The sequence below is a fragment of the Flavobacterium urumqiense genome (assembly GCF_900108015.1).
Taxonomy (GTDB): domain Bacteria; phylum Bacteroidota; class Bacteroidia; order Flavobacteriales; family Flavobacteriaceae; genus Flavobacterium; species Flavobacterium urumqiense.
Genome location: NZ_FNVP01000001.1, coordinates 117,206 through 130,542, shown reverse-complemented (window position 1 = coordinate 130,542; position 13,337 = coordinate 117,206). Strand labels below are relative to the sequence as shown.

The following is a 13,337-nucleotide window of genomic DNA, read 5'->3' as shown; positions in this document are numbered from 1 at the left end:
TTTTTAATGTGACTATATGTAATAAAAATAAGCAATCTCTACCGTTTAATGTAGAGACTGCCTATTAGAAATTAATTTGATAATTATTTTTTTTCATCATAATCACCCATTAAGGAAAAATACCCAAAGGTACCTAGCCCTAAAACTATTAGTGGCGTTAATATAAATAAGATGATAATTCCAAATACTAAATCCTCTTGTTTACCGGACATGAATTTTGGTAATCCAAAGGTAAAGATGCAAAAATAAGCTGCTGCAATTGCTAAAGCGATCCAAACCAATCCTAAAGCTCTTTTTATCTGATTCATAGCTGTGTTTTTTAAATGTGAGCGTTTTTATCTTTATTTTTAATGTAAATCATTCCAACTACAAAGCTGACTGCAGCAATAACAATTGGATACCAAAGTCCTTCGAGATAAAATTCTGGATTTCCGGCTTCTTTTGCATTTATAACAAAATAGGTGGAGATTGCAGGAAGTAAGCCCCCAAAGATTCCATTCCCAACGTGATAAGGCAATGACATGGAGGTATATCTGATTTTAACCGGGAACATTTCTACTAAGAATGCTGCAATAGGACCGTAAACCATCGTTACAAATATCACTTGTATAAAGATTAAAAAGATTAAAGTCCACTTGTCGTCCCAATTAATATTGATCGTAGTTTTGGTTTCTATTTTAGGTTTTCCATCAACTATCTTAGCAATTCCATTCTCTAAAGATACCGTTTTTACTTCAAGAAATGTGGTTCCGTCCGTATACTCTTTGTTAGTGGTGTAAATTGAATCCATAGTTTGTTTCTTGTTCTCTTTCAATTCAGAAACTACTTTTGTATTAGCAACAATTTCAGTTTTATTTTTTACAGATGTTGTTTCATACATTTGTTTGTAAATGGGTCTGTATAATAAAATGGCCAATAACATTCCTCCCATCATTATGTATTTTCTACCCACTTTGTCACTTAACCAACCAAATACAATAAAAAATGGCGTTCCTAATATCAGTGCAATTCCTAGTAAAGTATCCACTTGAGAAGAGTCAATAGACATAACTGTTTTTAAGAAACTCATGGCGTAAAATTGCCCAGTGTACCAGACAACGCCTTGTCCCATGGTAGCTCCAAATAAAGCCAATAAAACAAATTTTAAATTATAACGATTTCCGAAACTTTCTTGTAAAGGATTGGTACTTGTTTTTCCTTCTGATTTAGCTTTTGCAAAAACGGGAGATTCATCCATGTTTTTTCTAATCAGATACGAAACCCCAACCATAATGATCGAAACCCAGAACGGAACTCTCCATCCCCATTCGTCAAATTGTGCGGGAGTAAGAACATTTCTTGTGGCTAAAATGACCATCAGGGAAATAAACAAACCAACCGTTGCCGTAGTTTGGATCCAGGAAGTCCAATATCCTCTTTGTCCTACTGGTGCATGTTCTGCCACATAAGTTGCGGCACCGCCATACTCACCGCCCAATGCAAGACCCTGAAGCATTCTTAATACTAATACTAATAAAGGCGCCATAAAGCCAATGGTTTCATAACTGGGAATACAACCTATCAGGAAGGTAGCTCCACCCATTAATAGCAAGGTAACCATGAAGGTATACTTTCGTCCAATTAAATCTCCTAATCTTCCAAAGAAAAGTGCTCCAAAGGGACGAACTACAAAACCAACTGCAAAAGTGGCTAGGGTTGCCAGGAAGGCTGCCGTTGGATTGTCTGCGGGGAAAAATTTAGTTGAAATTACAACGGCTAAACTACCGAAAATGTAGAAATCATACCATTCAATCATTGTTCCCATGGAGGATGCGGAAATGACTTTCCAAATTCCTTTTGTTGATTTTTCTTTCATAAAATTTATATTATAGTGGTTTGGTTAAATGTTTTAAAAGGCATAGACACAGGAAACCAGCGCTCTTAGGTTGCCAACGTCTTTTTTATCTCCGTTTGCTTCGCCAAAAAAATCTGCTTTTCCCCAAGTCGCTCCAGTGTATTCTATTTCTGGGGAGATTCTGAATTTATTTTTCTTGAAATCAATTCTTCCAGAAGCTCTCCAAACATTATCTACAACTCTGGCTGTTGCTGTTGATCCGGTTCCTATTATAGTAATCCCTCTCATATAAATAGATGGAAAATCAGTTGCAGCGGTACTTGAGCCGCTGTTTTTTGTATATCCAAAGAATATTCCTGGTGCGATGGTTTTACCATTGCTCGCAACGTCTAGCCAAAAAGCACTCGTTTTAACTGGATTGTAAGATTGAATTCCGTTTGCGACAGTTCCAGTATAGCCGCCTAACATAACAAGATTATTTAAGTTTCCACCTGAAATTCCGTATGCTTTAATAATGATTTTGTCATTTGTGTATTTGGCATAACCAAAAATAGAAGAGCTATTAACTTTTTCGGTAGTAGCCTTATTGTTGTATACTGTCAAGGGTTGCAATGATTTGTATTCAGCTCCAAGACCTAACAATACATTTTTTCCTTTGTATTGCAACTGCGCATCAAGTGATGGTAATGCAGAATTTATAGAAGCTGCGTTTTGAGATCCTACTGCTACAGTTCCTGCGGCAGCGGTTGGATATTCTCTCTCTTTGTAAGCTGCAACGGTTAAGGATAGCTCTTTGCTTAGCATCTGTTTTAATTTTACTTGTGTGGCCCAGCCAAAAGGGTTGAACATAATTCCTGTATTGAAATTAGCAACTCCGGGAAAACATTCAGGAATAAATTGTGGATACCAAGTTTGTCCCATTGTTAAAGATGTTTTAGACCAATCCATATTAACATAAGCTTGTCTTAATCGTAACATTCCAATAGATGATCCTTCTACATTTCCATAAAAGTCACCTTCTAGTACGGATGATGTTTTAGCTCCCCAAACATTGGGTCCTTTTACTTTTACGCCAATTCTGGAAGTCACAGAAAGAAAATTAGATTGTCCTACTGCATTTATGTCTTTTCCATTGGCATCCAGAACTTCATCTAAAGGGAATAAGTTTAATTCATATTCTCTTGCCATAACAGATTTTCGGGTATCCCAAATGTAATCCGTTCTTACAAAGCCATAAAGACTAATTTCCCATTCTTTTTCGGGTGGTGTCGTTACTGCTGGGGCAGGAGTTTGAGCGTATCCTTCTAGAGAGGCAATTCCCAGTACAAGGATTAAATAGTATTTTTTCATAACAAGCTAAAAATTTGGTTAGGGGAAATGGTTAGTTTCAACAGTGCCAAATTCTAATTTTTTGTTTATAAAAAAAATTTAGTTATATATAGGTGTAAATTGATATAGTTAGTCTTTAAAGCGCTCCCATTTTATAAGCATAAACTTATCTCCAAGCTCTGTTATTATCATACCTGCGCCTGAGAGTAATTCTTTGTTTTTTATGTATTCCACCAATTCCAAATGGTTAAAAATCTTGTAGGTAGGATGGTAATTGGCATGAGAGGGTTTCTTGATATTAAATGCTTTTACCCAATTGCTGACCGTTACATGTGAAACGCCTATAATGCGCTCTATTTCTCGATAACTTAAGCCTTCCAGATAGAGTTGCAGTGCTTTGGTGACATAGTAATCATCTATTTTTTTTCCAATTTTATTTACAGTAAAAAAATACTTGCATTTTTTACATAAATACCTTTGTTTGCTGTTGATTACGCCACTTTTTACTATGTTATCATTTTGGCATTTCGGACACGATAAAAGTTCCATATATATAAATTTTGCATAAATATAGTAATTTAGCAATTATTTATTTTCGAATTTCATTAAAAAATATAAAAATAATTATGAAAGCCCTATTTATCTTGGTAAAACTATCAGATATTACTAAAATTAATGTTTTTTAAAAAGTTTTTCAACAGTAAATTCTACACCTGTTTTGAATTGTAAAAATTAAAAATTCTTTACGATTATGCTTTCAATAGCTTCCTACGAATAAAAAAGAGTTTAGTCTTTTTTTTAAACTAAGTCCTGTAGTGAGACAAAAACTAAAATTTTAAAATAAAATATAACTTAATCGAATGGTTTCAAAATTTCACGGTTTGGATGAACTACCAATCTACGTACTTCATTATTTATTTTAATTTTAAGATGGTATTGTTTCTTAATGATAGTAGAGAAAAATTCATTGAAAATTTAACTATTTAGCATTTGATAAATTACAAAAAAGGGTTTAAAAACAAAAAACTCGAATATTTCTATTCGAGTTTTTTGATACCTCCAGTCTCGAATCTTCAGGAGATACAGAAACAGATTATTCTTTTTAAGCAGAATGTATTTTGAAATAGAACTTAAAACAAAAAACCCACTCGTTACGAGTGGGTTTTGTGGTACCTCCAGGGATCGAACCAGGGACACATGGATTTTCAGTCCATTGCTCTACCATCTGAGCTAAGGTACCGTGCTTATTGCGGGTGCAAATATAGGATGATTTTTAGTATATCCAAAACATTTTTTTAAAAAAATCAATTCGTACCTTCGCAACATCAAAATATAAATTATGATTCTAACTGTTGATATAGGAAATACCAGAATTAAAGGTGCTGTTTTTGAGGGCAATACTCAAATCGATACTTTTTTTTTTATTGAGAAAGACTTCCAAAAAAAAATCAAAAATATTTTAAAAACACACCAGAAAATAACTGATTTGGTAGTTGCATCTGTTGGAGATGTTGAAAAAGAGTCTTTTTTGGAGTTTAAAAAGGACGTAAATGTTCATTTTATATCACACGAGGATCCTTTTCCTTTTTTCAATGATTACGAAACCCCTAAAACGTTAGGGATTGACCGAATGGTTCTTGCAGCCGGTGCAGCGTTTCAGTTTCCTAAACAAAACAAATTGGTTATTGATGCAGGAACGTGTGTTACTTTTGATTTTATTGATGATAAGAATAGGTATCATGGTGGTGCAATTGCGCCGGGATTACGATTGCGCTATCAGTCATTGCATAATTTTACCGCAAAGTTGCCTTTGTTAACCTTGGAAAGTCCTAAAGATGTAATTGGAAAATCAACTTCAGATTCCATTCATTCGGGAGTAGTAAATGGTTTGGTTTATGAGATTGATGGTTTCATCGATGAATATAGATCCCGGTATTTAAATTTTATAATAATTTTAACGGGTGGAGATGCAGATTTTTTGGCTAAACGATTAAAAAATACCATATTTGCCAATTCAAATTTTCTTTTGGAGAGTTTGAACCAAACATTTCAATATAAAATCAAAAATGATTAAAAAAATTATAATAAGCGCTTGCTTACTTTTGTCACTTGTATCCATCGCTCAAGAGGGAACTTCATCACCTTACTCTTTTTACGGAATTGGCGACATTAGATTTAAAGGAACGCTTGAAAATCGTTCTATGGCAGGAGTTGCGGTGGAGCAAGATAGTATTCACATTAATTTAGAAAATCCAGCAAGTTTTTCTAGCTTAAAACTTACGACTTTTAGCATGGGAGGTACTGATGGGACTAAAACTTTAAAAACAAACACGGAGTCAGCTAATGCTCGCAGAACCACTTTAGACTATCTAGCGGTTGGTTTGCCTTTAGGAAAGTTTGGTTTAGGTTTTGGATTAATTCCATATTCTTCTGTAGGATATAGAATTCAAAAATTATCTTCAGAAGTAGGTGAAACCAACAAACGCTTAAGCGGGACTGGTGGTCTGAATAAAGTATTTTTAGGAATTGGGTACAAAATAACACCGAATTTCAGTATTGGTGCTGATGCAAATTATAATTTTGGTAAAATTGAAACTAATAGTTTAGAAATTATTACAAATGTCCCCTTAGGTACACGCGAATTGAATACTGCAGAGTTATCGGGTGTGAATTTTAATATTGGAACGATGTATCAAACTAAAATCAGCAAAAAGTTGTCTTTGTATAGTAGTTTAAATTATACTGTAGAAGGTACTTTGACTTCTAAAAACACAAGAAATATATCCACGGTAGTTTATAACTCGACTTTTGATTTGTCTGTTGTGGATAGCTATGGGGAGCAAAAAACACAATCTGATGTGAGGTACCCAAGCAAAATATCATTTGGTATGGGAATTGGTGAATCAAGAAAATGGCTTTTGGGAGGAAAAATAGCATACCAGAAAACGTATGGTCAAGAGAACACCTATAATAAAGCTAGTAATGTGGGGTATGGAAGATTCGGAAGTGTAAGTCTTGGAGGTTATTACATTCCGAACTATAATTCATTTTCAAGTTATACGAAAAGAATTGTCTACAGAGGGGGACTTAAATATGAGAAAACAGGCTTGATGATTAATTCAGAATCTATAAATGATATGGGATTAACCCTTGGAGTTGGATTGCCAATAACAGGAAGCTTTTCTAATGTGAATTTAGGTTTCGAATTGGGTAAAAAAGGAACAACAAATGTAAATTTGGTTCAAGAAAATTATGCTAATTTTAGTGTGAGTTTTTCATTAAACGACAAATGGTTCGAGAAAAGAAAATTCAACTAGAACGGGATAAGTAAATTTAATCACATCGCTTTGTCAAGCACAGCATATGACTTTACTAAAAAAATATAGAATTTTTACAATAGTCACAGTTTTTGCTGTGACTCTGTTTTTTGGTTGCGAAAGCAATTTTAAAGAAGTTCAAAAAATTAATTTCTCAGACTTTGTTCCTGGTGGCGATGCGGATGATGTCAATTTAAAATACACTGATTCAGGATTGATTAAATCAATTTTGGTTAGTCCGAAAATGTTAGATTTTTCCAATGTTGATTTTCCTTTTACCGAATTTCCCAAAGGAATAGACGTAACTTTATATGACAATAAAGCAAAAAGAACGTTTATAACGGCAAATTATGCAGTTTCCTATAAACTTACGAATATTATTGATTTGCAGGGAAAAGTAAAAATTAAATCGGAGAACGGGCAGATGCTCGAAACGGAACAGTTGTATTACGATCAAAAAAACGAATGGTTTTTTACGGAGAAAAAATTCAAATTAACAGACCTTAAAGGTTCTTCGAACGGACAAGGAATCGATTTTAGTAAAGATTTCAAAGTGATTAATTCGCAGAGGATCACTGGTGAATTTGAATCTGTTCAATAAATTATTAAATTCTATTTATGACTTACTTAAAATATATTCCATACTTCTATTTGATTTTTGCAGTCGTCTTCATCTATGATGGCATTACAAAATTCAATGATCCTGCTGCAACACCATGGTTGAGTTTTGGGATTGCAGCTGTAGCGGTATTTATGTTTTTCTTCCGAATGAAATTTGGAAAAAAATTTGAAGACAGAAGCAAAAAATCTTAAATTATGGAAATAAGTATCATAATATTGTGTTTAATACTATGTGCCTTTTTTTCAGGAATGGAGATTGCTTTCATTTCTTCCAATAAAATTTATCTTGAAATAGAAAAAAAACAAGATAATTTCCTTTCCAGAATCCTCACTAAACTTACCGAAAAACCTTCTAAATTTATTGCCGCGATGCTTATTGGGAACAATATAGCGTTGGTGACATATGGTTTTTTTATGGGTGAGTTATTAATGCGCTGGATAGAATCATTTGGTTATCATCTTTCAAGTTTAATAGATTTATTACTGCAAACTATTCTTTCCACATTAATAGTTTTGATAACTGCGGAGTTTTTACCCAAAGTATTCTTTCAGATTTATGCCAATACGTTGATAAAGTTTTTTGCCGTTCCGGCCTATTCTTTTTATGTATTATTCTATTTTATTTCTACTTTTTTTATCTGGGTTTCCGACTTTGTTTTAAAAAAATTCTTTAAAACCGAAGGCGATCAGGTGCAGATTTATTTCAGCAAAGTGGAGCTTGGGAATTACATAACGGAACAAATGAGTACTGTTGAAGATAATGAAGAAGTAGATTCTGAAATACAAATGTTTCAAAATGCTTTAGAGTTTTCAGGGGTAAAGGCGAGGGATGTAATGAGTCCGAGAACTGAAATCGTAGCGATTGATTTGTATGAATCCATAGCGGAACTGAACAAATTGTTCATTGAAACCGGGTATTCTAAAATTGTGGTTTATCAAAATTCTTTGGATGATATTGTGGGTTATGTACATTCATTTGATCTGTTCAAAAAACCGGATAGTATCAGGGAAATAGTGATTTCTGTTGAATTTGTACCTGAAACAATTTATATCAAAGACGCCATGAATTTGCTTACCAAAAAGCGAAAAAGCGTAGCCGTTGTTTTGGATGAATATGGCGGAACTTCCGGAATTATTACGATAGAAGATATTGTAGAAGAACTTTTTGGGGAAATAGAAGATGAACACGATTCAGAAGAAGAATTAATTGAAAAGGAATTAGGAGATGACACATACCTTTTCTCGGCTCGATTTGATGTAGAATATTTAAATCAAACGTATAAACTTCATATTCCGGAAAGAGATTCTTATGGAACACTTGGTGGTTTTATAGTTGATTTTACCAAAGAAATTCCTCAAAAAGGCGCTGTAATGACCATAGGAACTTTTCATTTTGTCATAGAAGAGGCCACAAACAAGAAAATAGAATTAGTTAAAATGGCGGTGCGCGAGTAGTTTTTTTACAAAATTAAATTTTCTTGCAAAATAACACGCTACAAGTATAATTATTAATTAGATAATTGTATTTTCGCAAATTGAATATAAAAATTAACAACAATAGAAATGGCAGTTTTAGCAAAAATTAGACAACGTTCCGCTTTATTGATAGCAGTTATTGCACTTGCATTATTTGCATTTATAATACAAGATCTTATTGGTAAAGGTGGCTTTGGTAAAAGCACCAAAGATGTAGGTAGTATCAATGGAAAAGATATTGCATTCGAAGATTTCAGAATCAAAGTAAGCAATGTTGAGAAAAGTGGTCAAGGGATTACTTCAACAGCAGCAGCAAACAGAGTTTGGGATCAGGAAGTTTCTATAGCTTTATTGTCTTCGGAATTTGAGAAATTAGGATTGAGAGTGGGTGAAAAACACCTATTGGAAGTTTTAAAATCAGATGAAAATATTGGTAAAAATCCATTATTTTTAAATGCAGCAGGGATGTTTGATATTGCTAAATTTAAAGAATATTTTAAATCAAATCCAGCACAAGCTCAATATTTGAAAGATAGAGAGAAAGATGCGGAGTTGAATGCCAAATATCAAATTTACAATACCTTGATAAAAGCCGCTATTTATACTACTGAAAGCGAAGGAAAAATGAAATATGAAATGGAAGCCAACAAAGTAAATTTTGCTTACGTTGCTGGTTTGTATTCTACGATTAAAGACAGTGATGTAAAAGTGACTGATACTGAAATTATAGATTTCATGAAGAAAAACGAAAAGAAATTTAAAGCTGACGAATCTCGTGAAGTAGAATATGTTTTGATTGAAGATAAAGCTTCAAAAGAAGATGAAAATGAGGTTAAATCTAAAATAAACGGATTGTTGTCCGGAAGAGTAGTGTACAATCAGGCAACTGGTAAAAATGATACTTTGGCAGGATTCAAAAATGCTACAAATACAATTGAGTTTGTGAATTCAAATTCTGATGTTCCTTACGATTCAACTTACATTGCTAAAAAAGATTTACCGGCAGTTGATGCAGACAGATTATTTAATCTTGCTTCAGGTGAAGTATACGGACCTTATATGTTTGGAAAATACTACTGTATTTCTAAATCAATGGGAATGAAGTCAGGTGTAAATGCAAAAGCAAGCCATATTTTAATCAGCTATGAAGGAACACAAGTTCCTAACAAAAAAGAGAAAAGAACAAAAGAAGAAGCGAAAGCTAAAGCAGAATCTATTTTGGCTCAGGTGAATGCAAATCCTGACAGTTTCTTGATGTTGGCTTTTAGCAATTCAGATGATTCTTCAGCACAACAAGGTGGTGATTTAGGTTATTTTGGTCCAAATCAAATGGTGAAACCTTTTAATGATTTTGTTTTCAATAACGGAATTGGAAAAGTTGGGTTAGTAGAAACTCCTTTTGGTTTTCATATTATTAAAATTACGGATAAACAAGACGGAATTCGTTTAGCAACTGTTGCTCAAAAAATTGAAGCTTCAGAAGCAACTTCAGACAAAATATTTACACAAGCGACTAAATTTGAAATGGACGCAACTGATAAAGATTTTGGTAAAATTGCCAAAGACATGAAGCTTACGGTAGCCGCCCCGTTAACTTTGAAAGCTATGGATGAGACTTTTGGACCTTTAGGGAATCAAAGAACTATAGTGAGATGGGCATTTGAAGATGATACTAAAGTTGGTGCAGTAAAAAGATTTGAAGTGGCTAATTTGGGGCATGTAATTGCAAAACTTAAAAATGTAGACAAATCTGGTTTAGTAACCGTTTCGTTAGCGAGACCTTATGTAGAGCCGATTCTTAAAAACAAGAAAAAAGCAGAATTGATCAAAGCTAAAATGACAGGTTCTTCATTAGAAGCTATCGCAAAAGCTACTGGTGCAAAAATTCAACAAGTATCTGATATAACTATGGAAAATCCAATGTTAGCGGGTGCAGGTTTAGAGCCTAAAGTTGTAGGAAATGCATTTGCATTAGCTGCAAACAAAGTTTCTGCTCCAATTGAGGGAAATACTGGAGTTTATGTTGTGAAAAACACAACTACAATAAAAGCGCCAGCTATGAAAAATCATGCTCCATATGTGGCTAAATTAAAAGCACAGGCTGCCTCCGATGTGAACAGAGTTATTCCAGCTTTGAAAAGCAGTGCTAAAATTGAAGACAATAGAAAACAATTCAATTACTAATATTTTACAGGTAATTAATTCAAATAAAAAATCCCGATACATTTTTAGTGTATCGGGATTTTGTTTTTAATAAAGTTTTGTTTTAAAGTTTGAACAGAATTTAAGATGAAAATTAAAATAGTATCATTTCATCATAAGGAATAACTGTATGGTAGCCTTTTGAACTAAAATATTCGCTAGGATTTTTATCCGAAATTGCCATAACAAAATCACCTCCCCAAGCGCCAAGGCTTTTTATTGTGCCATTAAAATCAGGAAACAAGGATTCTTTTACGGTTTGCATTTCCAAAATGTTACTCATATTAATCTCGTGCTTTTCTATCGCTAAAGCAAATGTTTTAAGGGTAGTTGCTTTCAAAGCGTCAAAAGTTATTTTGTCGTTTAAAGTAATAGTTCTGACCAAATTGTGTTTTTTATTGATGTTGTATGCCGTTATCGCGTTTTTACTGCTTTGTTTTTTATTCAGATATACAAAATAGATGTTTTCAGTAAATGGCGGATTAAAGACCACTTTTTCAACAATTGGTTTTCCTTGTTCTAAATGATATAAAATAGGAGTGTCGTTTTGAGCGCAGGCAATATCGTAGCCACTTCCTCCGAAACTGTTTTTAAGAAGCGTAAAAGCATCAATTTGCAACCATTGTGCAATATTGTTTATCAAAGTGGATGAGGTGCCTAAACCCCAACTTTTAGGAAACCCAAGTTCTGTGGTGATTATATATCCTTCTGAAAGATTTATAAAATTAGGATTTAATATAAAAGCTTCATGTAAAATAGCGATTAATGTTAATTTAACGGATTCGCTTTCTAAATTTCTTTCTTTTGAAATATCAGAGAATGAAATGGTATCTTCAAACCAAATGCTACCATCAGAGTCGTAACTTTTCCATTGAATTTCGTGATTGATTCCGTTTTCCACGATTAAATTTTGTCCTAATTTGGTGGGTAAAGCAAAAGCTTTGGCGCCGTCCAAAACAAGATATTCGCCCGTGATTAAAAGTTTTCCGTTACTGTAGAATGTTTGTTGCATTTTTATTTTTTTAGCCCCGATAAAAGTGGAAATCCTTTTTTTAGGTTTTTACCGAAAAAAGATTGCAACGTATAGCGGGAATAGCTCCTTAAAAAAGGATTATTATTTTCTTAAATTCTCAATAAAGTCAACAACCGCATTATGGGAAACGGCATGGTGTTTAAAATGCTTTCGTATCAAAACACGTTCCTTGTCAGTGGCCTCAAACTGATTAATGATATTGTTTAAATGCATTTTCATGTGCCCTTCCTGAATTCCTGTTGTGGTCAAGGAACGCAAAGCAGCAAAATTTTGAGCTAAACCTGCAACGGCCACAATCTGCATTAATTCCTTTGCAGATGGTTTCTTAAGCATTTCCAGAGAAAATTTCACCAAAGGATGTAAAGTGGTTAGTCCGCCGATAGTTCCCAAGGCTAAAGGAATTTCCAGCCAAAAAGTAAAAATACCATTCTCAATTTTTGCATGCGACAAACTGGAATATTTTCCGTTTCGAGAGGCATAAGCGTGAATTCCTGCTTCGACAGCACGGAAGTCATTCCCGGTAGCAAGTACCACTGCATCGATTCCGTTCATAATCCCTTTGTTGTGAGTTACGGCTCGGTAGGGTTCGACTTCAGCGATTTGAACGGCCTGAACGAATTTCTCGGCAAATTCTTTTGGGTGCTGTATGTGTTTTTCTGTTAATTCCTCAATTGGGCAGGAAACTTCAGCACGAACAAGACAGTTAGGAACGTAATTAGAAAGAATACTCATTACAACATGAATGTCCTTTTCTTTTTCTGAAAATAATTCATAAGTGGAAGCTTCTTCTTTTAATGTTTTAGCAAATTGCTCCAAACAAGAATTGATGAAATTCGCTCCCATGCTGTCTTTAGTTTCAAAAGTAGCATGAAGTTGAAAATAATTTGGCAGCAAGTCGGTTTTGTCGTTTAGAACAATATCGAGAATTCCACCACCTCTTTTTTGCATATTTTTGGTAATGCTTTCCGTTTCGGTAAAAAAGACAGCTTTGGTTTGGGCAAAAAATAAGTTGAGTTTGGAGACATCGCCGTTATAAATAAAGTGGACTTGGCCAATTTTTTCGGTATTGATAACTGTTGCTTTAAATCCGCCACGAGTGGACCAAAATTTAGCCGTTTTTGAAGCTGCAGCTACTACAGAACTCTCTTCAATAGCCATAGGAATAGTGCTGTATTGGCCGTTAATTAAGAAATTTGGCGCAATTCCTAATGGAATATAGAAGTTGGTGATTGTATTTTCGATGAATTCATCGTGTAGTTGTTGTGTTTTTTTGTCGGAATTCCAATAGTTTTTCAGCAATGCGATTGCTTCTGTTGGAGTAGAAAAGTATTCGTTGGCAATCCAGTTTATTTTTTCTTCTTTGGATAATTTAGAAAATCCCGTTACTGCATTATTCATTCTCAAGAGATTATGTGATGTTTAGTTGCAAAGATACGGTTTTAGCGCTTTTATTTACCTCAAATTATATTCATTAAATTGTTGTTTTTAATATTGCTTTTTACATTTAACATAATAAATAGCCGTT

Annotated in this window: 12 protein-coding genes and 1 tRNA gene; 6 read left to right on the top strand and 7 right to left on the bottom strand. The window is 33.8% G+C overall.

The features are described 5' to 3' along the window. Positions 1–83: 83 nt before the first annotated feature. The 5 genes from C4S35_RS00575 to C4S35_RS00555 all read right to left on the bottom strand — a co-directional run bounded on the left by C4S35_RS00575 (position 84) and on the right by C4S35_RS00555 (position 4,403). The gene (locus tag C4S35_RS00575) at positions 84–308 is read right to left on the bottom strand and encodes a DUF6814 family protein (RefSeq protein WP_103998309.1); all 225 of its coding nucleotides are present in this window, start codon (positions 306–308) and stop codon (positions 84–86) included. 11 nt (positions 309–319) lie between these two features. Next, the gene (locus C4S35_RS00570) at positions 320–1,855 is read right to left on the bottom strand and encodes an MFS transporter (protein ID WP_103998308.1); all 1,536 of its coding nucleotides are present in this window, start codon (positions 1,853–1,855) and stop codon (positions 320–322) included. A gap of 33 nt (positions 1,856–1,888) precedes the next feature. Then, on the bottom strand, positions 1,889–3,184 hold the full coding sequence (locus C4S35_RS00565; protein ID WP_103998307.1) for a DcaP family trimeric outer membrane transporter: 1,296 nt from the start codon (positions 3,182–3,184) through the stop codon (positions 1,889–1,891). A 108-nt stretch (positions 3,185–3,292) separates the two neighbouring features. Then, positions 3,293–3,712, bottom strand: a complete 420-nt coding sequence (locus tag C4S35_RS00560) for an IS1/IS1595 family N-terminal zinc-binding domain-containing protein (protein ID WP_103998306.1) — start codon at positions 3,710–3,712, stop codon at positions 3,293–3,295. A gap of 618 nt (positions 3,713–4,330) precedes the next feature. Further along, positions 4,331–4,403: transfer RNA gene (locus C4S35_RS00555), tRNA-Phe, on the bottom strand. Between the two features lie 99 nt (positions 4,404–4,502). On the opposite strand from C4S35_RS00555, the gene C4S35_RS00550 reads away from it, so the two are divergent. The 6 genes from C4S35_RS00550 to C4S35_RS00525 all read left to right on the top strand — a co-directional run bounded on the left by C4S35_RS00550 (position 4,503) and on the right by C4S35_RS00525 (position 10,761). Continuing rightward, complete coding sequence (locus C4S35_RS00550; protein ID WP_103998305.1) at positions 4,503–5,237, top strand: type III pantothenate kinase; 735 nt, start codon at positions 4,503–4,505, stop codon at positions 5,235–5,237. After that, positions 5,230–6,480, top strand: a complete 1,251-nt coding sequence (bamG, locus tag C4S35_RS00545) for a BamG family beta-barrel-assembly machinery protein (protein ID WP_103998304.1) — start codon at positions 5,230–5,232, stop codon at positions 6,478–6,480. Before C4S35_RS00550 ends, bamG begins: the two co-directional genes overlap by 8 nt. A 46-nt stretch (positions 6,481–6,526) precedes the next feature. Then, positions 6,527–7,081, top strand: coding sequence for an LPS export ABC transporter periplasmic protein LptC (gene lptC, locus C4S35_RS00540; RefSeq protein ID WP_103998303.1), 555 nt, complete (start codon positions 6,527–6,529; stop codon positions 7,079–7,081). Positions 7,082–7,098: 17 nt separating this feature from the next. Further along, positions 7,099–7,293: a hypothetical protein gene (locus tag C4S35_RS00535; RefSeq protein ID WP_103998302.1), complete on the top strand. Its 195-nt coding sequence runs from the start codon at positions 7,099–7,101 to the stop codon at positions 7,291–7,293. 3 nt (positions 7,294–7,296) lie between these two features. After that, complete coding sequence (locus C4S35_RS00530; protein WP_103998301.1) at positions 7,297–8,556, top strand: hemolysin family protein; 1,260 nt, start codon at positions 7,297–7,299, stop codon at positions 8,554–8,556. A 108-nt stretch (positions 8,557–8,664) separates the two neighbouring features. Next, positions 8,665–10,761 (top strand): peptidylprolyl isomerase, encoded by a 2,097-nt coding sequence (locus tag C4S35_RS00525; RefSeq protein ID WP_103998300.1) that lies wholly within the window; start codon positions 8,665–8,667, stop codon positions 10,759–10,761. A 112-nt stretch (positions 10,762–10,873) separates the two neighbouring features. Here C4S35_RS00525 and C4S35_RS00520 read toward each other — a convergent pair whose 3' ends face one another. Together C4S35_RS00520 and C4S35_RS00515 are read right to left on the bottom strand one after the other, a co-directional pair. Further along, complete coding sequence (locus tag C4S35_RS00520; protein ID WP_103998299.1) at positions 10,874–11,791, bottom strand: GYDIA family GHMP kinase; 918 nt, start codon at positions 11,789–11,791, stop codon at positions 10,874–10,876. 102 nt (positions 11,792–11,893) lie between these two features. After that, on the bottom strand, positions 11,894–13,210 hold the full coding sequence (locus C4S35_RS00515; protein WP_103998298.1) for a hydroxymethylglutaryl-CoA reductase, degradative: 1,317 nt from the start codon (positions 13,208–13,210) through the stop codon (positions 11,894–11,896). Between the last annotated feature and the right edge of the window lie 127 nt (positions 13,211–13,337).

What these genes read in the sequence shown, in the direction of transcription:
- C4S35_RS00570 (WP_103998308.1), bottom strand. Translation starts at nt 1,855, where the DNA reads ATGAAAGAAAAATCAACAAAAGGAATTTGGAAAGTCATTTCCGCATCC.
- C4S35_RS00535 (WP_103998302.1), top strand. Translation starts at nt 7,099, where the DNA reads ATGACTTACTTAAAATATATTCCATACTTCTATTTGATTTTTGCAGTC.
- bamG (WP_103998304.1), top strand. Translation starts at nt 5,230, where the DNA reads ATGATTAAAAAAATTATAATAAGCGCTTGCTTACTTTTGTCACTTGTA.
- lptC (WP_103998303.1), top strand. Translation starts at nt 6,527, where the DNA reads ATGACTTTACTAAAAAAATATAGAATTTTTACAATAGTCACAGTTTTT.
- C4S35_RS00560 (WP_103998306.1), bottom strand. Translation starts at nt 3,712, where the DNA reads ATGGAACTTTTATCGTGTCCGAAATGCCAAAATGATAACATAGTAAAA.
- C4S35_RS00530 (WP_103998301.1), top strand. Translation starts at nt 7,297, where the DNA reads ATGGAAATAAGTATCATAATATTGTGTTTAATACTATGTGCCTTTTTT.
- C4S35_RS00520 (WP_103998299.1), bottom strand. Translation starts at nt 11,791, where the DNA reads ATGCAACAAACATTCTACAGTAACGGAAAACTTTTAATCACGGGCGAA.
- C4S35_RS00575 (WP_103998309.1), bottom strand. Translation starts at nt 308, where the DNA reads ATGAATCAGATAAAAAGAGCTTTAGGATTGGTTTGGATCGCTTTAGCA.
- C4S35_RS00515 (WP_103998298.1), bottom strand. Translation starts at nt 13,210, where the DNA reads ATGAATAATGCAGTAACGGGATTTTCTAAATTATCCAAAGAAGAAAAA.
- C4S35_RS00550 (WP_103998305.1), top strand. Translation starts at nt 4,503, where the DNA reads ATGATTCTAACTGTTGATATAGGAAATACCAGAATTAAAGGTGCTGTT.
- C4S35_RS00565 (WP_103998307.1), bottom strand. Translation starts at nt 3,184, where the DNA reads ATGAAAAAATACTATTTAATCCTTGTACTGGGAATTGCCTCTCTAGAA.
- C4S35_RS00525 (WP_103998300.1), top strand. Translation starts at nt 8,665, where the DNA reads ATGGCAGTTTTAGCAAAAATTAGACAACGTTCCGCTTTATTGATAGCA.